The 20,721-nt window shown below is 66.4% G+C and carries 19 protein-coding genes; 11 read left to right on the top strand and 8 right to left on the bottom strand.

Annotated features, from left to right (window positions below):
• Window positions 1-3: 3 nt before the first annotated feature.
• From AC0J5K_RS15160 to AC0J5K_RS15170, 3 genes are all read right to left on the bottom strand, one after another.
• The gene (locus tag AC0J5K_RS15160) at window positions 4-471 is read right to left on the bottom strand and encodes a CoA-binding protein (RefSeq protein ID WP_274565349.1); all 468 of its coding nucleotides are present in this window, start codon (window positions 469-471) and stop codon (window positions 4-6) included.
• 219 nt (window positions 472-690) lie between these two features.
• Entirely contained in the window at window positions 691-1,794 is a 1,104-nt protein-coding gene (locus AC0J5K_RS15165; RefSeq protein ID WP_274565348.1) for a DUF2235 domain-containing protein, read from the bottom strand.
• Window positions 1,772-4,069 carry a xanthine dehydrogenase family protein molybdopterin-binding subunit gene (locus AC0J5K_RS15170; protein ID WP_274565347.1) on the bottom strand — a complete coding sequence of 766 codons (2,298 nt, stop codon included), beginning with the start codon at window positions 4,067-4,069 and terminating at the stop codon, window positions 1,772-1,774. The genes AC0J5K_RS15165 and AC0J5K_RS15170 overlap by 23 nt, the downstream gene beginning before the upstream one ends.
• 175 nt (window positions 4,070-4,244) lie before the next feature.
• Between AC0J5K_RS15170 and AC0J5K_RS15175 the strand changes: the two genes are divergently transcribed.
• Entirely contained in the window at window positions 4,245-4,454 is a 210-nt protein-coding gene (locus AC0J5K_RS15175; RefSeq protein WP_274565346.1) for a hypothetical protein, read from the top strand.
• Here the strand turns inward: AC0J5K_RS15175 and AC0J5K_RS15180 are convergent, their stop codons facing one another.
• The gene (locus tag AC0J5K_RS15180) at window positions 4,455-5,333 is read right to left on the bottom strand and encodes an LOG family protein (RefSeq protein WP_274565345.1); all 879 of its coding nucleotides are present in this window, start codon (window positions 5,331-5,333) and stop codon (window positions 4,455-4,457) included.
• A 134-nt stretch (window positions 5,334-5,467) separates the two neighbouring features.
• Between AC0J5K_RS15180 and dapD the strand changes: the two genes are divergently transcribed.
• Window positions 5,468-6,295: a 2,3,4,5-tetrahydropyridine-2,6-dicarboxylate N-succinyltransferase gene (gene dapD, locus AC0J5K_RS15185; RefSeq protein WP_274565344.1), complete on the top strand. Its 828-nt coding sequence runs from the start codon at window positions 5,468-5,470 to the stop codon at window positions 6,293-6,295.
• Window positions 6,296-6,332: 37 nt separating this feature from the next.
• On the opposite strand, the gene AC0J5K_RS15190 is transcribed toward dapD, so the two are convergent.
• Complete coding sequence (locus tag AC0J5K_RS15190) at window positions 6,333-7,388, bottom strand: transporter substrate-binding domain-containing protein (protein WP_274565343.1); 1,056 nt, start codon at window positions 7,386-7,388, stop codon at window positions 6,333-6,335.
• A gap of 173 nt (window positions 7,389-7,561) precedes the next feature.
• Between AC0J5K_RS15190 and AC0J5K_RS15195 the strand changes: the two genes are divergently transcribed.
• The gene (locus tag AC0J5K_RS15195; protein ID WP_274565355.1) at window positions 7,562-7,906 is read left to right on the top strand and encodes a hypothetical protein; all 345 of its coding nucleotides are present in this window, start codon (window positions 7,562-7,564) and stop codon (window positions 7,904-7,906) included.
• A 3-nt stretch (window positions 7,907-7,909) separates the two neighbouring features.
• Here AC0J5K_RS15195 and AC0J5K_RS15200 read toward each other — a convergent pair whose 3' ends face one another.
• Complete coding sequence (locus tag AC0J5K_RS15200) at window positions 7,910-8,971, bottom strand: Hint domain-containing protein (RefSeq protein WP_274565342.1); 1,062 nt, start codon at window positions 8,969-8,971, stop codon at window positions 7,910-7,912.
• A gap of 280 nt (window positions 8,972-9,251) precedes the next feature.
• On the opposite strand from AC0J5K_RS15200, the gene dapE reads away from it, so the two are divergent.
• The 5 genes from dapE to rnr all read left to right on the top strand — a co-directional run bounded on the left by dapE (window position 9,252) and on the right by rnr (window position 14,298).
• Window positions 9,252-10,397, top strand: coding sequence for a succinyl-diaminopimelate desuccinylase (gene dapE, locus AC0J5K_RS15205; protein ID WP_274565341.1), 1,146 nt, complete (start codon window positions 9,252-9,254; stop codon window positions 10,395-10,397).
• The gene (locus tag AC0J5K_RS15210) at window positions 10,394-10,816 is read left to right on the top strand and encodes a GNAT family N-acetyltransferase (RefSeq protein ID WP_074835916.1); all 423 of its coding nucleotides are present in this window, start codon (window positions 10,394-10,396) and stop codon (window positions 10,814-10,816) included. The genes dapE and AC0J5K_RS15210 overlap by 4 nt, the downstream gene beginning before the upstream one ends.
• Window positions 10,817-11,001: 185 nt before the next feature.
• Window positions 11,002-11,589 (top strand): TIGR04282 family arsenosugar biosynthesis glycosyltransferase, encoded by a 588-nt coding sequence (locus tag AC0J5K_RS15215; RefSeq protein ID WP_274565354.1) that lies wholly within the window; start codon window positions 11,002-11,004, stop codon window positions 11,587-11,589.
• 101 nt (window positions 11,590-11,690) lie between these two features.
• Window positions 11,691-11,972: a YrhK family protein gene (locus AC0J5K_RS15220; RefSeq protein ID WP_048533184.1), complete on the top strand. Its 282-nt coding sequence runs from the start codon at window positions 11,691-11,693 to the stop codon at window positions 11,970-11,972.
• Between the two features lie 31 nt (window positions 11,973-12,003).
• On the top strand, window positions 12,004-14,298 hold the full coding sequence (gene rnr / locus AC0J5K_RS15225) for a ribonuclease R (RefSeq protein ID WP_274565340.1): 2,295 nt from the start codon (window positions 12,004-12,006) through the stop codon (window positions 14,296-14,298).
• A gap of 114 nt (window positions 14,299-14,412) precedes the next feature.
• Here the strand turns inward: rnr and AC0J5K_RS15230 are convergent, their stop codons facing one another.
• Entirely contained in the window at window positions 14,413-15,015 is a 603-nt protein-coding gene (locus AC0J5K_RS15230; RefSeq protein ID WP_048533187.1) for an alpha-ketoglutarate-dependent dioxygenase AlkB family protein, read from the bottom strand.
• A 209-nt stretch (window positions 15,016-15,224) separates the two neighbouring features.
• Here AC0J5K_RS15230 and dnaK point away from each other — a divergent pair, with 209 nt between their 5' ends.
• The 3 genes from dnaK (at window position 15,225) to radC (ending at window position 19,311) form a co-directional block, all read left to right on the top strand.
• A complete protein-coding gene (gene dnaK / locus AC0J5K_RS15235; RefSeq protein ID WP_074835919.1) occupies window positions 15,225-17,141 on the top strand; it encodes a molecular chaperone DnaK in 1,917 nt (638 codons plus the stop codon).
• A gap of 94 nt (window positions 17,142-17,235) precedes the next feature.
• Complete coding sequence (dnaJ, locus tag AC0J5K_RS15240; protein ID WP_048533189.1) at window positions 17,236-18,393, top strand: molecular chaperone DnaJ; 1,158 nt, start codon at window positions 17,236-17,238, stop codon at window positions 18,391-18,393.
• Between the two features lie 153 nt (window positions 18,394-18,546).
• Window positions 18,547-19,311 (top strand): RadC family protein, encoded by a 765-nt coding sequence (radC, locus tag AC0J5K_RS15245; RefSeq protein ID WP_048533191.1) that lies wholly within the window; start codon window positions 18,547-18,549, stop codon window positions 19,309-19,311.
• Window positions 19,312-19,349: 38 nt separating this feature from the next.
• Here radC and AC0J5K_RS15250 read toward each other — a convergent pair whose 3' ends face one another.
• Window positions 19,350-20,693 carry a lytic murein transglycosylase gene (locus AC0J5K_RS15250; RefSeq protein ID WP_274565339.1) on the bottom strand — a complete coding sequence of 448 codons (1,344 nt, stop codon included), beginning with the start codon at window positions 20,691-20,693 and terminating at the stop codon, window positions 19,350-19,352.
• Window positions 20,694-20,721: the final 28 nt, after the last annotated feature.

Below are 20,721 nucleotides of genomic sequence, written 5' to 3' on the forward strand. Positions count from 1 at the left end.
GCGTTACAGCTTGGACGAAATGATGCCGGTGGAGAAACCGCCCATTCGCAGCTCGCCGAAGAGCCGCTGATATTCGATCTTGGGGCAGCGGTTCATCACCACATCGACGCCGGCCGCCTCAAGCTGCGCCGCCGCCGCGGCGTGTTCGACACCGATCTGCATCCAGAAGGTCCTGAGCCCCGGCAGATGGGTCAGCGCCGCCTCCGCGATCGCGGGCACCGCCTCGGACCGGCGGAAGACATCCACCATGTCGACCTCTTTCGGCACTTCCGACAGGTCGGCGCGCACGGTCTCGCCAAACAGCTCCTTGCCGGCATGCCCCGGGTTGACCGGGATCACGGTAAAGCCCTTGAGCTTGAGATAGCGCGCCACGTAGTAGCTCGGCCGGACGGAATTGGGCGACACGCCCACCACCGCGATGGTCTTGGAGCGGGTCAGGATGCCGCGCAGGAAGGAGTCGCTGTAGCTCATGCCGGCGACGCTATCACCGCACCCGGCAGGACAAAAGCCGGCGCGCCACCGGACGGACTTGAAAAAAGCGCCCAGTCAATACTGGGCGCTGAGTGCGGAACGAGGGACAGTGAAATCATGCAAGGGTTCCGGCCTCGCATGTCATGAAAGACAAATAGGCAACAATCCCGACAAGAAAAGGCGTACTCACCGTTTCGTGAATTGCAGGGGGGGGCGGTGTCAGCCGTTCCGGCGCATCATCAGCGCCTGCATGCCCTTGGTCGCCTCGAGCAGACGGGTCATCCGGCCGGTGTGGTCCTGCCGCTCCTGCAAGCTGGGATGCAAACGCTCGGACGGGTCGAGCATGCGCTTGCGGGGCGTGCGGATCACGAACATCTTGCCCCAGCCCGACCAGGTGCCGACCGAAGGCGCCTCGGCATCGGCCGGAAAACGTGCCTGCCAGCCCTCGGGCAGCGGCAAGCCGCAATCCTCGGCCCGGTCCAGCATCCAGACCAGCGGCAGGTTGGCCAGCGGTCGGGCCGCCTCGAAGCCGGCGATCTGACCGCCGACATCGCCATGGGTGCCGGGAAACCACATCTGTTCGACCCGCCCGGACCAGTCGCCGGGCACGTCCCACAACAGCGGCGCATAGGCGGCGCGGCGTTCGTCATAGGCCAGCGCGTGAAAGCCGTGGCGCACGCTGTCGCCCAGGTGATGGTTGTGGAAGGCATGCGGATCGGCGCTCAGCCGCCAGACCAGGGGCAGCCGCAGGCCCAGCGCTTTGACCGTGTCAAAAACCCCGACCATCTCGATCGGCGCCGCCTCATGGCAAAAGGCGGCGCGAAAGGCCAGTGCCGCATCGCTGTCGGGCGCGGTCTGGTAATGGCGATAGGCGGTGGCGACATTGCGCTCCAGCGCGTGGCGCGCCGTCACCAGCCCGACCCGGTCGATCATCCCCGCCAGCGAGCGCACGGCAAAGGCGCCGCGCGAATATCCGAGCAGGAAGATCCTGTCGCCGGGGCGATACCGCGAAGCGAGATAGCCATAGGCGCGGCGGATCTGACTGTTGATGCCCTTGCCGGTCAGTACCGACCAGGCGGCGCGCCAGTCGGGGAACTGCACGCCCGGCTCGTAATAGATCGAGAGATCGCCGGCCGCCTCGCAGAGCAGCTTGTAGATCTGGCCGATGTTGGTTTCGGTTCCTTCCCGCAGGCTCGACATCGTGCCATCGAGGAGGATCACATGGATACGCTGTCCCCGGCGGGGACCGGTGCGGGTCTGCCGGAACCGGAGCTTGCGCGCCAGCCAGCCGGTGACCTGTTTATGCAGCCGTTTGAGACGCATCCCTCAACATACTCCAAACTCGCAGCGGCGTGAAAGGCATGTCTGCCTGCCGCACCCCGCGATCCCACAAGGCATCCTGCACCGCATTGCCCATCGCCGCCATGGCGCCCACGGTTCCGGCCTCGCCACAGCCCTTCATGCCCATGGGATTGGCGGTCGATGGCACCGGTTCGGTTTCGAAGCGGAACATAGGAAGAATATCGGCACGCGGCATGCCGTAATCCATGAAAGTTGCCGTGAGCAGCTGGCCATCCTCGTCGTGCACCACATGTTCGGTGACCGCCTGGCCGATGCCCTGGGCGACGCCGCCATGCACCTGCCCCTCGGCCAGCAGCGGATTGATCAGATTGCCGAAGTCGTCGACGACGGTATAGCGCTCGACCGTCACGGTGCCGGTTTCCGGGTCGACCTCGACCTCGGCGACATGGGCGCCGTTGGGATAGGACCGGCCGGGCAGCCTGTCGCGTGCCTCGTGCCGCAAAAGGTCGTCGCGGCCGGCCGCGCGGGCCATCTCCGCGGCCTCCAGCATCGTCGGGGTCAGGTTCGACCCTTCGGCGCGGAATGTCTCATTGTCGAACCGCACTGCGCTCTCCTCGACCCCCATGCTATCCGCCAAAAACGGCGTGAATGCGGCCACCATTCCGGCCACCGCCGTCAGGGTCACATTGGCCTGCACCGTCACCGAGCGTGAGCCGCCGGTGCCGCCGCCCTTGGCAATCAGATCACTGTCGCCCTGCACCACCCGGATCCGTTCCATCGGGATGCCGGTCTGATCGGCGAGGAAACGGGCATAGACGGTTTCATGGCCCTGCCCGTTCGACTGGGTGCCGACAAACAGGGAAACGCCGCCATCCTCGTCAAAGGTGACCCTGGCGCCTTCCGAAGGATCGCCCAAAATGCTTTCGATATAGTAACAGAGCCCGATGCCACGCAATTTGCCATGCTCCTCGGAAGCGGCCTTGCGCGCGGCAAACCCCGCCCGGTCGCAGCTTGCCTCGGCATGCGACAGCACCCGGTCGAAATCGCCCACGTCGTAAAGCTCGCCTGTGACGGTTCGATAAGGGAACTTGGCCGCAGGAATAAAGTTCCGCCGCCGCAACTCCCATCCGTCGACGCCCAGCTCGCGCGCCGCCCGGTCCATCAGCCGCTCGAGCACATAGATCGCCTCCGGTCGCCCAGCGCCGCGATAGGCGTCGACCTGCACGGTGTTGGTGAAATAGCCCTTCACGCTCATATAGGCGGCCTGCACGTCATAGGTGCCCATCAGCACCTTGGAAAAGAGCTCGGTCTGGATCGGCTGGCCAAAGCCGGAGTTGTAGGCCCCGAGGTTGTTGCGAGTGGTCACACGGTAGGCCAGGATGCGGTGATTGTCGTCAAAAGCCATCTCGGCCAGGCTGGTCAGATCACGGCCGGCGTTGTCGCTGAGCATGCTCTCGGTGCGGTCGGCCATCCAGCGCACCGGACGGTCCAGGGCCCGGGCGGCATGGGCACAGATCACGTATTCCGGGTAATCCTGCGCCTTCATGCCGAACCCGCCGCCGACATCAGGATTGGTGATGCGCAGCGCCTCCGGGTCGAGACCCAGCGCCTTGGCAATGGTCTGCTTGAAGCCCCAGACACCCTGGCCGTTGATCGCCACATGCAGCCGCTCGCCCTCGGGCTCGGCGTAGCAGCCGCGCGGCTCCAGCGAATTGGCGATCACCCGGTTGTCGTCGATCTGCAACGACACCACATGCGCGGCCGCGGCAAAGGCCGCATCGGTCGCGGCGGCATCGCCCATGCCGAAGTGATAGGCGAGGTTGCCCGGCGCTTCCTCGTGGATTGCCGTCTCGCTCTCTTCGAGCCCCAGGCAGACCGGCAGGTCGTCGTAATCGAACTCGATCAGCTCGGCGGCGTCCCTGGCCTGTTGCAGGGTCTCGGCAAAGACCATCGCCACCGGTTCACCGACAAACCGCACCCGGTCGCGCGCCAGCACCGGGCGTTCCGGCGCGGCGCCCTTGCTGCCGTCGATGGTCTTCACCAGGGTGGCGTCCAGCCCGGGCCTCACCCCCGCCGCCTCGAGATCGGCCAGGGTCAGCACCATCTGCACCCCGGGGGCTTCGCGCGCGTCGTCGACATTCAGCTCGGTGATGCTCGCATGTGCCACCGGCGACCGGAACACCACGCCATGCAGGGCGTCTGCCGGGGCGATGTCATCCACATAACGGCCCTCCCCGGTGAGAAAGCGCACATCTTCCACCCGGGTCACGGGCTGGCTCTTGCCGAATTTTTCCATGAGATCTCTCCGTCGACGAATGCCCCCGACACTAGGCTTTTGTTGGCGACTGTCCAGTGACGGTCGGCAACTCCGGGGCTGTGCCAAAAATTGCCTTAATTATGAACGATCTCCGTCCGAATCTGGGATTAGCCATGAATCATAAACAATCAAAAACCAAACGAGAGTAGAGCTCATGTCCACCACAGAAATCGATCAAATCACAATTGTCCAGATCCTCATGCTGCTCGAGGAAGAGCGCGAAAAGGCGCTGAGCCCGCGCGAATGGCAGCACCGCATCGCAGGCTATGGCTATGCCATCAAGCGCACCGATCACGGCGAGATGGTCACCACCCTGCCGCACGGGCAGGAAGTTTGCGCCCTGCCCGTCCAGCTTTCGGCCTGATCAGCGCTCGTCCGCGTGTTTCGCGGGGTCGGTCTTTTGCCGGCCCGGGATCTCGTCGCGCGGCGGCGCCGGCGCCCAGTTGTGAATGATGTCGAGCGCCTCTTCGGCGGTCTCGACAAAGCGGAACAGGTCCAGATCCTGCGCCGCGATCGTGCCGGCATCGGCGAGCGCCGCCCAGTTGACGATGCGCTCCCAGAATTCGCGGCCGAACAGCAGGAACGGCACCCGATCCATCCGACCGGTCTGGATCAGGGTCAGCGACTCGAAAAGCTCGTCCATCGTGCCGAAGCCGCCCGGAAAGACGCAGATCGCCTTGGCGCGCATCAGGAAATGCATCTTGCGAATGGCGAAATAGTGGAAGTTGAAGCAGAGCTCCGGCGTGACGTATTCATTCGGCGCCTGCTCATGCGGCAGCACGATGTTGAGACCGATGGATTTGCCGCCGGCCTCCTGCGCCCCCCGGTTGCCGGCCTCCATCACACCGGGGCCGCCGCCGGTGACGACGACATTCTCGCGGCCGCCGGATTTGATCGATTCCTCGGTCATCAGCCGGGCGAAGCGCTGCGCCTCGTCGTAAAAGCGTGACAGTTCCGCCAGCGTCTCGGTGCGCGCGGTGTGTTGCTCCGACGGCTTGGGAATGCGGGCACCGCCGAAGAGCACGATGGTGCTTTCCACCCCGGCCTCGGTCATCATCATTTCCGGCTTCAACAGCTCGAGCTGCAACCTGACCGGGCGCAGCTCGTCCCGGCAGAGGAAATCCTCGTCGGCAAAGGCCAGGCGATAGGCCGGCGCGCGGGTCTGCGGCGTATCCGGTGTGCGGTCGGCTTCCCTGCGGTCTTCCTGGGCGTCGCGAAACCGGCTGCGGCGGGGATCTTTCATGTCATGTCCTGCTATTTCGGCGTGTCCCGCATCCAAGAACGTTCGCGGGGCGAACTCAACCCCGATTGCGCAGAGGCGGTTTTTGCTGTCTAACGCGCCGCAACCTGACAGACGGACCAGACGGAGGAACATCCATGTCCAACGCCCAGCTTGAGACAGCCATCGAAGCGGCCTGGGACGCCCGCGACACCATCACCCCCTCGACCGGCGGCGAGACCCGCGAAGCGATCGAGGAGACGCTGAACGCGCTCGACAGCGGCAAGCTGCGGGTGGCCGAACGGCAGGAAAACGGCGACTGGCAGGTCAACCAGTGGGCCAAGAAGGCGGTTCTGCTGGGTTTCCGCATCAAGGACATGGAGCTGCAAGACAACGGCCCGCAGGGCGCCGGCTGGTGGGACAAGGTCGACAGCAAGTTCAAGGGCTGGGGCGACAACCAGTGGAAGGCGGCCGGATTCCGCGCCGTGCCCAACTGCGTGGTGCGCAAATCGGCCTATATCGCCCCCGGCGTGGTGCTGATGCCCTCCTTCGTCAACCTCGGCGCCTATGTCGACGAGGGCACGATGGTCGACACCTGGGCCACCGTCGGCTCCTGCGCGCAGATCGGCAAGAACGTGCACCTGTCCGGCGGCGTCGGTATTGGCGGCGTGCTCGAGCCGATGCAGGCCGGCCCCACCATCATCGAGGACAATTGCTTCATCGGCGCGCGCTCCGAGGTGGTCGAAGGCTGCATCGTGCGCGAAGGCTCGGTTCTGGGCATGGGCGTCTTCATCGGCAAGTCGACCAAGATCGTCGACCGCGAAACCGGCGACGTGAGCTATGGCGAAGTGCCGCCCTATTCGGTGGTTGTCGCGGGCTCGATGCCGTCCAGGAACAACATCAGCCTCTATTGCGCGGTGATCGTCAAGCGGGTCGACGAAAAGACCCGCTCCAAGACCGGCATCAACGAATTGCTGCGCGACTGATACTCACGTGGGTGGCGCCATCGGTTTGGCGCCGCCCTCACCTGCCGAACCATTTGCGCACCAGCGCATTGTACTGCCCGTCTTCCTGCAATTGCAGCAACGCCTGGTTCAGCGGCTCGCGCAGCGGGCTGCCGGTGGGCAGGGCAATGCCGTAATCCTCGCGCCGGAACACCGTTTCCACCAGATAGGCCTCGCCGGCGCGGTTCTGCGACAGGTAATAGCGCAGGAGCGGCGCATCAAAGACCACGACGCTGACCTCTTCGGCCTCGAAGGCCGCGATCATCTCGGCGTAGCCGGGATAGGCGCTGTGCGCCACCGCGCGGGCCTCGAGGAAATCCGAGGCGGTCGAGCCCGCCACGGACCCCACCGCGCGATTGTCGAGATCATTGAGGCCGGTGACGCTCGAGGTCAGTTCGTTGACGGTGATCGCGGCGGTGATCTTGGCAACAAAGATCGACACGATGAACAGGCTCGAGAACACCAGGACGGTCGCCAGCAACCGCCCCGGGATCGACCTTGGCTGGCGTTCCTCGAAGCCGCCGTTGACCACCAAGTTGAGCGCCCACCAGAACGACGGAAAGAACGCCTCGCGCGCGGGTTTCTCGAAATAGGGCTGATGGCGGCGCTCGAACAGCCACATCAGCGTCCCGGCAGCGCAGAGCATGGCGAGCGCCACGCCAAGATAGATCGCGATGTCGCGGGTGAAGACCTGTCGCCAGAGCGGCGTGCGGTCGGACCCCGAAACCATCAGCTGCAAGCCGCTTTCGAACACCGGAAGGGTGAAATCCATCTGCGCCTCGCGTGCGGCGGTGATCGAGATATTGGCAATCGCGCCATCCGCCTCGCCGGCGGCCACCTGCGCCAGCATCTCGCCAAAGGCCGGCAGGGTCTTGAAACGCACCTCGCGGCCGATCTGCTCGGCCATCATCCGCATCAAGTCGATGCTGAAGCCGGTCTGCGCCTCGCGGCCCATCGAGAACGGTGGCCGCTCGACGGTGACGAACTCCAGCACCTGGGCGGCGCCGGGCCCGGCCCGGAACGGCAGCAGGAACAGGGCGATGGCAATCAGCTGCAAAAAGGGCCGGCAGGCCATGGGGCATCCTCGTTTTGGTTCGGGGGATTATCCGAAGCGGGCCGCCCTATGCAACATCGCCGCAACGTGAGGCGGCGGATTACCCGGCCATGCGGGCCATTGCGCCGCAGAACGCCGCATCCGGGGGCATCAACCGGCTTGACATGGGCGCCCGCCCGACGCATCCGCAGCGCATGACCAAGAAAGCCCGCAGCCAGCAAGTCTATACCCTCGTCGTCCAGGTCGGCCGCAAGTCCGGCGACGGCCTGCCCGATGGCGCCACCGGCGCCGGGCTGGTCTGTTACGCCTCTGGCGTCGACGAGGCCGAAGCGGTGCGCGAAACCGTCGCCCTGCTCAAACAGGCCGATCTGGCGCCGCTCGATGTCACCGGCCACGGATCGCTCGACGAGCGACGCGCCGCCGGCGAAGAGATCGCCGACGAGGAGGCCGCGCTGATGCAGCGCGCGCGCGACGAGCATTCGGTGGTCGTGGCGCAGATCGAGCCGTTCTACGACCCGCTGGTCGACGGCGACGCCTGAACCTCAGGCCACCTCGGCCAGCGCCTGCGCCTCGAACCGTTTCAGCACCGGCGGCGTCAGATGCGCCTGCTCCGGCAACAGCGTCGGCCTGACCTCGGCCAGCAGTGTCGCCGCCAGCTTTTCGCTGTCACGGCGCAAGCGCCCGACATAGAGGCTCTCGGTCCAGGCACCGCTGGCGGCAAAGACCGCATGCGGCGGCAGAAGCGCCTGCGCGTAGTTCACCAGCGGCAGGTTCGGCTCCGGCAGGGCCGACTGGCCGTTGACCAGGTATCCCGCCGGCACCAGCACCCCCTCGCAGCCGAAGGTGTAATCCACCGCCGCGCCGCTGACGAAAATCTTTTGATGCGGCGCAACGACGATGTCGCGCTCCAAGCCGAAATAGGGTGCCCGCAGGCGGATCGGGGCAAAACTGCCCAGCCCCGGCACGATGCGCTGGGCCACATGCAGCACCGGTTCCTGGCCGCCATCGCGGGTCTGCACCAGATCGCCAATCCGCAACCGCGACACCTCGCGCGGGCCGAAAGGCGTGCCGACGAAGGTGCGCGCGGCGAGGCCCGGCAGGGGCCCCACCGGCTCGACCCTGTTGGAGATCGCCAGAAAGCCCAGCCCAGCCTCCTCGGGCGCGCAGACCTCCATCGCCGGAAAGGCGGTGAGACTTTCGAGCGCTATCGGCTCCGGCAGGTCGAGCGCGCCGGTGACAAAGCCCTGGCCGTCGGCCCGCTCCACCGCAAAGCGCGCCAGCCCGGCCTCGCAATCCCAGGAAAAGCTGAGCCGCAGCAGCTGGTTGCCCTCCGGCAGGTTCAGCCGGAGCGTTCGGTGCACCATGGATTTTCCCTGCCCCACCACCAGTGCAAAGGAGCCCTGCGGCAGCGCCAGGATCGACAGATGCCCGGCGGCATGGGCCTGCAACGGGATGCGTAGGATCGAGCGGGCGGCAGCGACCGGGCTCAGGCTGCATTCCAGCAACACCGTGCCCCGGCGCATCGCGCCGCGAGGGGGAAGCTTGTCAAAAGGATGAAAGACCTGCGCCGTGCCGCCCGGCGCCACTGCGGCGACCCAGCTCATCGGGCACACCCGAAGACAGACGCGACAGATCGCGACTTCACATCACTCATACCACTGCTCCAGCCCTACTGCGCGGCCTTGCCCCGTGTTGCCAGTCTTGCCGGTCTTGATGCCGGACGGCTCCCCTGAACCGGGCGGAGTTCACCTGAAGCGGGGGAGGACTGCGGGGGCCGCGTCGTTGTTGCGGCCAGCCTAGCACCCCCGCGCGGCATCTGTTAAGCGATACGTCAAGCCAGCGGGCAAGCCGCTGCAAATAGGTCACAATTCCGTGGGGTAATTCATGTCGCAGACCGATCCGCTCGAGTTGACCGCAGCGCTGGTGCGCTGCCCCTCGGTGACACCCGAAGATGGCGGCGCGCTCGACGTGGTGCAGGACGTGCTGCAAGCTGCGGGCTTTGCCTGCACCCGGGTCGACCGGGGCGGCGTCGGCAATCTCTTTGCCCGCTGGGGCGACAAGGGCCATGCCCGGACTTTCGGCTTCAACGGCCACACCGACGTGGTGCCGCTGGGCAAGCGCGCGGACTGGACCGCCGATCCCTTCGGCGCCGAGATCCGCGACGGCTTTCTCTATGGCCGGGGCGCGACCGACATGAAATCGGGCGTGGCCGCCTTTGCCGCCGCCGCCGCGGATTTCGTCACCGAGACGCCGCCCGAGGGCGCGGTGATCCTGGCCATCACCGGCGACGAGGAAGGCGACGCCGATCACGGCACCCGCGCGCTTCTGGATTACATGCAGGCCGAGGGCGAACGGATGTCGGTCTGCCTCGTGGGCGAGCCGACCTGTCCCGACACCATGGGCGAGATGATAAAAATCGGCCGTCGCGGATCGGTCACCGCCTGGATCGAGGTGGTGGGCAAGCAGGGCCATGCCGCCTATCCGCACCGCGCGAAAAACCCGCTGCCTGCCATGGCGCGGCTGATGGACCGGCTGTCAGCGCATGAGCTGGACCGCGGCACCGAACATTTCGACGCCTCGACCCTGGCGGTGGTCACCATCGACACCGGCAACCCGGCGACCAACGTGATCCCGGCAAAGAGTACGGCGACGGTCAACATCCGGTTCAACGACGCCCATTCCGGCGCCTCGCTCAGCGACTGGCTGCGGGCCGAGGCCGACGCGGTGGCCGCCGAATTCGGCGTCGAGATCGGAATGAAGATCAAGATCTCCGGTGAAAGCTTCCTCACCCCGCCGGGCCCGCTGTCGGACCTCGTGGCGCGCGCGGTTGCCGCCGAAACCGGGATCACCCCGGACCTCAGCACCACCGGCGGCACTTCTGACGCGCGCTTTGTCAAGGATCACTGCCCGGTGGTGGAATTTGGCCTTGTCGGCCGCACCATGCACCAGGTCGACGAACGGGTCGCGGTGGATCAGGTACACCAGCTCAAGGCGATCTATGCCCGCATCCTGAGGGATTACTTCGCATGAGCGCCACGATCACCCGCACCGACGATCTCGAGACCTGCCTGAAGCTGCGCTTCGAGGTCTTTGTCGACGAACAGGGCGTGCCGCCCGAGATCGAGCGTGACGCCTATGACGAGATTGCCCTGCATCTGCTGGCCACCGAGGGCGACCGGGCGCTTGGCACCGCGCGCGTCCTGCCCAATGGCGAGATCGGCAAGATCGGCCGGGTCTGCGTCATCAAGGCCGCCCGCGGTACCGGGCTTGGCGCAGCGCTGATCCGCGCGGCGCTGGACGAGATGCGCGCCGACGGCCGGTTCAGCAAGGCGGCGCTGGGATCGCAACTGCATGCCATCCCGTTTTACGAGAAGCTGGGCTTTGCCGCCTATGGCGAGGTGTTCGACGACGCCGGCATTCCCCATCGGATGATGGAACGCGCATTGTGAGCTGGACCGGGGCCCGAGGCGCGCCGGCGCTCCGCCCACCCTCGGAAGGGCATTGTGTCCGGGCGCATCCGTTCGACAGAGCCCCCTCCGGCCGCGCGGGCAACATCTGCGGGAACCGGCCCTCCCGGGGGGGACGCCCGACAGGGCGCATGCGCGCCGATCTCGCGGACCTGTAGACCTTGCGCATCAAACCCACCCTCATCGTCATGCTGAAAGAGCCGCGCCCCGGGCGGGTCAAGACCCGGCTTGGCCGCGACATCGGCATGGGCGCCGCGGCCTGGTGGTTTCGCCATCAAACCGGGCGGCTGCTGCGGCGGCTGGAGGACCCGCGCTGGCAGCTGATCCTCGCGGTGGCGCCCGACCGCGACGGCCTGCAAAGCCGGGTCTGGCCGGCACATCTGCAACGACTGCCGCAGGGCGGCGGCGATCTCGGCGCACGCATGGCGCGGGTCTTCCGCAGCCTGCCGCCCGGCCCGGCCTGCATCATCGGCGGCGACATTCCCGGCGTCACCCCGGCGCATGTCGCGCGGGCCTTCGCGGCCTTGGGCGGGCATGACGCGGCTTTTGGCCCGGCGCCCGACGGCGGCTATTGGCTGATCGGGCTGCGCCATCCGGGCCGCGCCCCCGCCGGCTTTCTGACGGGCGTGCGCTGGTCCACCGAACATGCGATGGCCGACAGCATCGCCACCCTGCCCGGTCACCGCATCGCCCGCGTCGACAGGCTGGCCGATGTCGACACGGCCGCCGATCTGGCGCCGGTCCCGCCGAACTGAATCGGGCCGGTCGCCTGCCCTCAGTCTCCGGTGGCCGGCGGGGCAATGCGCACTAGGTTGTTGCGCTCGTCAGTCAACGTCCCTGTCAGCCGCCAAGACCCATGCCGCTTTTCTATCACCGCAACCGAGAGGAAACCTCCGAAAGCCGCCGGATCTACGCCCTCTTCGAGCTGGCCTATACCGCGGTCGATTTTTCCGCCGCCACCTGTTTCATCATCGGCTCGGTGATGTTCTTTTTTGACGCTTGGCAGACCCCGGCCACTTGGATGTTCCTGATCGGCTCGGTCCTGTTTGCCGCCAAACCCACCCTGCGCCTCGTGCGCGAGCTGCGCCTCGCCGCCGAAGGCGACGAAGAGGACCTGGCCGAGCGGTTTGGCAAGTGACGCCCCGCCGCACCCGTGCTAGGCCAGAGCCATGAGCCAATTGCCCACCAAACCCCAGATCCTCGACTGGATCTCCGCCAACCCGACCCTGACCGCCAAGCGCGACATCGCCAAGGCCTTCGGCATCAAGGGTGCCGCCCGGATCGACCTCAAGCGCCTGCTCAAGGAGCTGGAAGCCGAAGGTCATCTGGAAAAGCGCAAGAAGACCTACCGCGACCCCGACCGGCTGCCGCCGGTCTCGGTGTTGCAGGTCAAGGCGCCGACGCCGGATGGCGATCTCTTTGCCAAGCCGCTGGAATGGCACGGCGAAGGGGTGGAGCCGATCGTTCTGGTGGTGCCCCGCGCCTCGGACCCGGCGCTTGGCGAGGGCGACCGCATCCTGGCGCGGCTGCAAGTGGTGCACGAAGAGGATCACAACTACGAGGCGCGGCTGATCCGCCGGATCGGCAGCAACCCGCGCCGCATCCTCGGGGTGTTCTCGAAACGCTCGGAAGGCGGGCGGATCAAACCGGTCGACAAGGGCGCCGACAAGGAATGGCAGGTCGCCGCCGGCGACGTGCATGGCGCCAGGGATGGCGAGCTGGTCGAGGCCGAACTGGCCGGGCCCAAGAGCCGCATGGGCCTGCCCCGCGCCCGCATCGTCGAACGGCTGGGCGATCCCACCGCGCCGAAAGCCGTCTCGCTGATCGCCATCCACCAGCACGGCATTCCCGACGCCTTTTCCGACGCGGTGATCGCCGAGGCCGATGCGATGAAGCCCGCCGGTCTCTCCGGTCGCGAAGACCTGCGCGAGTTGCCGTTGATCACCATCGATCCGGCCGACGCCCGCGACCATGACGACGCCTGTTATGCCCATGCCGACGACGATCCGAAGAACAAGGGCGGCCATGTGATCTGGGTCGCCATTGCCGACGTGGCGCATTACGTCCGCCCCGGCTCTGCGCTCGACCGCGAGGCGCGCAAACGCGGCAATTCCAGCTATTTTCCCGACCGGGTGGTGCCGATGCTGCCCGACCGGCTGTCGGGCGATCTCTGCTCGCTGCACGAGGGTGTGCCGCGCGCCTGTCTCGCGGTGCGGATGCAGATCAACGCCGGCGGCGAGAAACTCTCGCATCGCTTCGTGCGCGGGCTGATGCGCTCGCCCGCCTCGCTGAATTATCAGGAGGTCCAGCAGGGCATGGACGGCCAGCCCAACGACCGGGTCGCGCCGCTGATGGAAAGCGTGATCGCACCGCTCTATGCCGCCTATGACGCGCTGACCAGGGCCCGCGCCGCCCGCCAGCCGCTAGACCTCGACCTGCCGGAGCGGCGCATCGAGCTCAGCGAAGAGGGCAAGGTGCAATCGGTCAACTTCCGCGACCGGCTGGATGCGCACAGGCTGATCGAGGAATTCATGATCCTCGCCAATGTCGCCGCGGCCGAGACGCTGATTGCCAAGAAGGTGCCGCAGCTCTTCCGGGTGCACGAGGAACCGCCGCAGGACAAGCTGGAGTCCTTGCGCGACACCGCCGATGCCGCCGGGCTGACGCTGGCCAAGGGACAGGTTCTGAAGACCGCGCATCTCAACAAGCTGCTGCATGACGCCGCCGGCACCGAGGAAAGCGAGTTGATCAATCTCGCCACCCTGCGGTCGATGACGCAGGCTTATTACAGCCCCAAGAACTTTGGCCATTTCGGGCTTGCGCTGCAAAACTACGCGCATTTCACCTCGCCGATCCGGCGCTATTCCGATCTGATCGTGCACCGCGGGCTGATCGCGGCGCATGGCTGGGGCGACGACGGGCTCTCGCCCGATGACATCGACAAGCTGGAGCCGACCGCGGCGCATATCTCGGACACAGAGCGCCGGTCGATGATTGCCGAGCGCGACACCACCGACCGTTACCTCGCGGCCTATCTGTCGGAGCGGGTCGGCAATGAGTTCACCGGGCGGATTTCCGGCATCGCGCGCTTCGGCGCCTTCGTGAAGCTCGACGAGACCGGCGCCGACGGGCTGATCCCGATGCGCAACCTCGGCCGCGAGTATTTCCACTTCGATCAGGAGACCGCGACGCTGATGGGCTCCGATACCGGGCTGACCATCACCATCGGCCAGCGGGTGACCGTGCGGCTGACCGAGGCGGCGCCGGTGACCGGCGGCATCGCGCTGGAGCTGCTCGAGATCGACGGCGAGCGGCCGCCGCGCGGCAATGGCACCGGCCCGCGCGGCCGACGCGGCGCAGGCCGGGGCGGATCGGGCAAGGGCGGGCCGGCCAAGCGCAAGCTGGTCAAGTCGAAGAAGAAGGCCGCCAAGGTCAGCCGCAAGCAGCGGCAGACCCGGGGGTAGGCCACGGCACGGGGCCGCCGACGTCGGCAACGCGTGCCCCGGACCTGATCCGGGGCCCCCGGCGTCCGGCGCGAGGTCCCGGATCGGGTCCGGGACGGGGAGCAGGAGTGCCGCTCAGGTCACCACGCGCAGCGTCAGGTTGATCCGGCCGCCGTCTTTCAACAGCCCGGACGAGCCGAACTTGATCCGATCCACCCCGTGGTGCACCAGCCGTGCGGCACCGCCGAGCACGACCACATCGCCCGAGGCCAGCCAGACCGAGCCCGTCTTGCCGCCCTTCTCGACATTGCCGACCCGAAACAGCCCGGCGTCGCCCAGCGAGACCGAGACCACGGGCTGGGAAAAATCCGCCTCGTCGCGATCCTGATGCAGCCCCATGCGCGCGCCTTCGCCGTAGTAATTGATCAGGCAGCATTCGGGCGCGCGGGCCTGCGGCGCGAGATCGCGCCAGATCGCCAGCACCGGCTCGGGAATCGCCGGCCAGGCCATGCCGTCGGGGTGGCGCGGCTCGTAGCGATAGCCGCTGCGGTCGGTCACCCAGCCGAATCTTCCCGCTGCCGTCATCCTGACCGACATCTGCCGCCCCCCCGGCGTGACCGGGTGATAGAGAGGCGCCGCGCGCACCACCTCTCGCAGGGCGCCAAGAATTTCAACCTGTTGGTCCGGGTCGAGATAGCCCGGAAAAACCCTGGCGCCGCGCAGATCAAGCCCTGTCATGGCGACCTCTTTCCCACATCATCCCGAAAACCTCGCGCATTTGCACCATACCGAAGCCCACACTGCTTGCAGCATAGAAACCCGGTCCTTATATACACGCCGAAGCGCGGAACGGGCCGCAAGGCTCTCCGCCACACGTTCGGGGTCGGGATGCCGCATATGGGTTCCGCCTCGTGTCATCGCCTTGAAGATTAAGAGGGATCGAAACAATGGGTAAAGTCATCGGGATTGACCTCGGCACCACCAACAGCTGTGTGGCCATCATGGACGGCAGCCAGCCGCGGGTCATCGAAAACTCCGAAGGTGCACGTACGACACCGTCGATCGTCGCCTTCACCGACAACGAACGCCTCGTTGGCCAGCCGGCCAAGCGTCAGGCCGTCACCAATCCGGAAAACACCATCTTTGGCGTCAAGCGTCTGATCGGTCGTCGATTCGACGACAGCGACCTGGCCAAGGACAAGAAGAACATGCCGTTCAACGTCATCGACGGCGGCAACGGCGACGCCTGGGTCGAAGCCAAGAGCGACAAGTACAGCCCGTCGCAGATCTCGGCCTTCATCCTCGGCAAGATGAAAGAAACCGCTGAATCCTACCTCGGCGAGGAAGTCGATCAGGCGGTCATCACCGTGCCGGCGTATTTCAACGACGCCCAGCGTCAGGCCACCAAGGACGCCGGCAAGATCGCCGGCCTCGAAGTGCTGCGCATCATCAACGAGCCGACCGCGGCCGCGCTGGCCTATGGCCTCGACAAGGAAGACACCCACACCATCGCGGTCTATGACCTTGGCGGCGGGACGTTCGACGTGACCATCCTCGAGATCGACGATGGCCTGTTCGAAGTGAAGTCTACCAACGGCGACACCTTCCTCGGTGGCGAAGACTTCGACATGCGGATCGTCAACTACTTGGCGGACGAGTTCAAGAAAGAGCACGGCGTCGACCTGACCAAGGACAAAATGGCGCTTCAGCGTCTGAAAGAGGCCGCCGAGAAAGCCAAGATCGAGCTGTCCTCCTCGTCGCAGACCGAGATCAACCAGCCGTTCATCTCGATGGATCCGAACGGCGGCCAGCCGCTGCACATGGTCATGAAACTGACCCGGGCCAAGCTGGAGTCGCTGGTCAGCGACCTGATCAAGGCCTCGATCAAGCCCTGCCAGGCCGCTCTGAAGGACGCTGGCCTCTCGACCTCGGAAATCGACGAGGTCGTCCTCGTCGGGGGTATGACCCGGATGCCGAAAGTCATCGAAGAGGTGACCAAGTTCTTTGGCAAGGAGCCGCACAAGGGTGTGAACCCGGACGAAGTGGTTGCCATGGGCGCCGCCATCCAGGCCGGCGTTCTGCAAGGTGACGTCAAGGACGTGGTCCTGCTCGACGTGACCCCGCTGTCGCTGGGCATCGAGACCCTGGGCGGTGTCTTCACCCGCCTGATCGACCGCAACACGACGATCCCGACCAAGAAGTCGCAGATCTTCTCGACCGCCGAGGACAACCAGAACGCGGTGACGATCCGGGTCTTCCAGGGCGAGCGCGAGATGGCAGCCGACAACAAGATGCTCGGCCAGTTCAACCTCGAGGACATCCCGCCGGCACCGCGCGGCATGCCGCAGATCGAGGTGACCTTCGACATCGACGCCAACGGCATCGTCTCGGTTCAGGCCAAGGACAAGGGCACCGGCAAGGAGCAGAAGATCACCATCCAGGCCTCCGGTGGCCTCTCGGACGACGACATCGAGAAGATGGTCAAGGAAGCCGAGGAGAACGCCGAGGCCGACAAGGCCCGCAAGGAGCTGGTGGAAGCCAAGAACCAGGCCGAGAGCCTCATCCACTCGACCGAGAAATCGCTCGAGGAGCATGGCGAAAAGGTCGATCCGACCACTGTCGAAGCGATCGAACTGGCGGTGGCCGCGCTCAAGGACGAGCTGGAAAGCGAGAACGCCGAGAAGATCAAATCCGGCATCCAGAACGTCATGGAAGCCTCGATGAAACTGGGCGAAGCGATTTACAAATCGTCCCAGGAAGAGGCCGGCGAAGAGCCTGCACCCGAGGCCGACGGCCCGGCGAATGACGATGACACCATCGTCGACGCCGATTTCGAGGACCTTGACGACGACAAGCGCGCCTGATCGTCGGTGACGACAGCGCACAGGAACCACTGCGGGGGGCCGGTCCGGACGCCGGGCCGGCCCTCGCATGTTCCATGCATAGGAGGACGGACTGATGTCCAAACGTGACTTTTACGAGGTTCTGGGCGTGGCCCGGACCGCCTCCGCCGACGAGATCAAGAAGGCCTACCGCAAGAAGGCCAAGGAGCTGCACCCCGACCGCAACGCCGACAACCCGGAGGCCGAAGCGCAGTTCAAGGAAGCCAACGAGGCCTATGAAGTCCTCAAGGATGCCGACAAGAAGGCGGCCTACGACCGCTACGGTCATGCCGCCTTCGAAGGCGGCATGGGCGGCGGTGGCGGGCGTCCCGGCGGCGGCTTTCACCCCGGTCAGCAGGGCGATTTCGCCTCTGCCTTCTCGGATGTCTTCGACGATCTCTTTGGCGATTTCATGGGCGGCCAGCGCGGCGGCGGACGCCAGCGCGCGGCACGCGGCGCCGACCTGCGCTACAATCTGCGGGTAACGCTGGAAGACGCCTATTCCGGCCTGCAAAAGACGATCAACGTGCCCACCTCGGTGCCCTGTGGTGCCTGTAACGGATCGGGCGCCGAAGGCGGGGCCGAGCCCACCACCTGCCCGACCTGTTCCGGCATGGGCAAGGTGCGGGCGCAGCAGGGCTTCTTTACGGTCGAGCGCACCTGCCCGACCTGCTCGGGCCTCGGCCAGACGATCAAGAACCCCTGCCACACCTGCCATGGCGCCGGCCGGGTCGAGAAAGAGCGCGCGCTTTCGGTCAATATCCCGAAAGGCGTGGAAACCGGCACCCGAATCCGTCTTGCGGGCGAAGGCGAGGCCGGCATGCGCGGCGGACCGCCGGGCGATCTCTACATCTTCCTCGAGGTGACGGCGCACAAGATCTTCGAACGCGACGGCACCGACCTGCATTGCCGGGTGCCGGTGTCGATGTCGGCCGCCGCACTTGGCGGCGATATCGAGGTGCCGACCATCGATGGCGGCCGCTCGCGCGTGAAGATCCCGGCCGGCAGCCAGTCGGGCCGCCAGATGCGGCTGCGCGGCAAGGGCATGCCCGCCCTGCGCGGGGCCGGCACCGGTGACATGTTCATCGAGCTGGCCGTCGAGACCCCGGTCAACCTGACCTCGCGCCAGAAAGAGCTGCTGCGCGAATTCGAGCAGCTGAGCGAGGACAACAACCCCGAGAGCAAGAGCTTCTTCTCTTCGGTCAAGGGGTTCTGGGATTCGATGAAGGGCTGACACCGGCCCTTCCCCGACCACCGCGTCCGGGCGCCAAATTCCTGCAACGGAGTTTTCACATTCTGTCGACAGACTTTGGCGCCCCGTGCATCCGGCGCAAAACCGGCCGCCGGCGTTAACCGCGCGTTTACCGAGGGCGCCGATGCTGGCGTCATGGACAGAAACTCCCTTGCCGAGGCGTCTTTGCCGCTGTTTCAGGGCGACGAGGCCGACGCCCCCGAAACGCTGGCGCGCGGCACGCGGCTGCCGTCTTATATCCGCGATCATCGCAAGCGGCTGCGCGGGCGTTTCATGGCTGGCGGGGCCGAAGCGCTGCCGGATTACGAGATGCTGGAGCTTGTGCTGTTTCGCGCCATTCCGCGCCAGGATGTCAAACCGCTGGCGCATTCGCTTCTCACCCGGTTCGGCGATTTCAATCGGGTGATTTCCGCCCCCGTGGCGCGGCTGGCCGAGGTCAAGGGCGTCGGCACCGCGGTGATCTGCGAGCTGAAGCTGATCGAGGCGGCCGCCCAGCGTCTGGCACGCAGTCGGGTGATCGCGCGGCCCGTCGTGTCAAGTTGGGAGCAGCTCATCGCCTATTGCCATACCGCCATGGCGCACCGCGAGACCGAGCAGTTCCGGGTGCTCTACCTCGACCGCAAGAACACCTTGATCGCCGACGAAGCGCAGGGGCGCGGCACGGTGGATCATGTGCCGGTCTACCCGCGAGAGGTGGTGAAACGCGCGCTGGAGATCAACGCGTCGGCGCTGATCCTGGTGCACAACCACCCCTCGGGCGATCCGACGCCCAGCCGCGAGGATATCGAAATGACCGCGCAGGTCGAGACGGCGGCGCAAGCGCTGGGGCTGGTGCTGCACGATCACATCATCATCGGCAAATCGCGCGAGCTGAGCTTTCGCGCGGAAGGGCTGTTGTAGCGCCCGGCCCGCGCCTGCCCCTCCCGGCCTTCGGGCGCTCAGCGCAGCCGTTTCAGGACCTGCCAGGAGGCGTTTCCGTCCGGCACCGCACCAATGCTGCGCTGATACCGCATCAGCGCGGCGCGGGTGTCCGGGCCGATATTGCCGTCAATGCCGCCGGTATCAAAACCCTTGGCCGTCAGCCGGCGCTGCAATTCGTGCCGCTCGGCCCGGACCAGCGCGCGGTCATCCTCGGGCCAGCCGCCCTGCACCGCGTCGCCGCCGGTGATCCGGTCGGACAGATGGCCGACGCCCAGCGCATAGAGATCCGAGTTGTTGTAGCGCTTGATCACGTCAAAGTTCTTGAACACCAGAAAGGCCGCGCCACGCGCCCCGGCCGGCAGCAGCACATAGGCCGACCCGTGATCCGGCACCGGGCGGCCATCCATGCCCAGCACCCCGGCGCGGGCCCAGTCCGAGGGCATGCGTTTGACCTTGGACGAGAGCTGGCCATAGTCGAAGTCGCGCGGCAGCGTCACCTCGACCCCCCAGGGCATGCCCTTGATCCAGCCGAACCGTTCCAGATAGGCCGCGGTGGAGGCCAGCGCATCGCTCGGGTCCGCGCTCCAGATATCGCGCCGCCCGTCGCCGGTGAAATCCACCGCATAGGCCTGATAGGAGGTGGGAATGAACTGGGTGTGGCCCATGGCACCGGCCCAGCTTCCGGTCATCTTCTCGGGCGTGGTGTCGCCCCGCGCCAGGATGCGCAGCGCCTCGGTCAGCTGCTGCTCGAAAAATTGGCCGCGGCGGCCGTCAAAGGCCAGGGTGGCCAGCGACCGGATCACCGAAAGATCGCCGCGCCGCGTGCCATAGGCGCTTTCCAGCCCCCAGATCGCGGTGACGATATCGCGGTCGACCCCGTAGCGCGCCTCGATCCGGGCCAGAGTACGCCCCTCTGCCGCCAGCGCCGCGCGGCCATCGGCGATGCGCTTGTCCGATGCCGCGATGGCCAGATATTGCTCGACGGTCTTGGTGAACTCGGTCTGGCTGCGGTCGCGCGCGATGATCTGCGGGTCATAGGTCACGCCGCGAAAGGCCCGGTCGAAGACCTGCGCCGGGATGCCCGCGGCCAGGGCGCGGCGGCGGTAGCCGGCGATCCAGCCCTGAAGCCGCGCATCTTCGGCCGTCGCCGCCGGCGCGGCCGCGGTGGGGCGCGCGGCCCACCCGGCGGGGCGGGCCTGCGGGCGCAGGCTCACGGGGGTGACGAGCAGCTCTCGCAGGTGCACGCCGTGCACCTGAACCGCAGGCCGCGCCTTGGGGCGCAGCGAGCCGGCATCGGCGGCGGCCTGGGTGCCGGCCGACATCAGCAGAAGCGACAGGGCGGCAAAAGACTTCAATGACATGGCGGACCCTCCCGACAGGTGGTGTGGT

This window comes from Marinovum sp. E3, assembly GCF_055755275.1.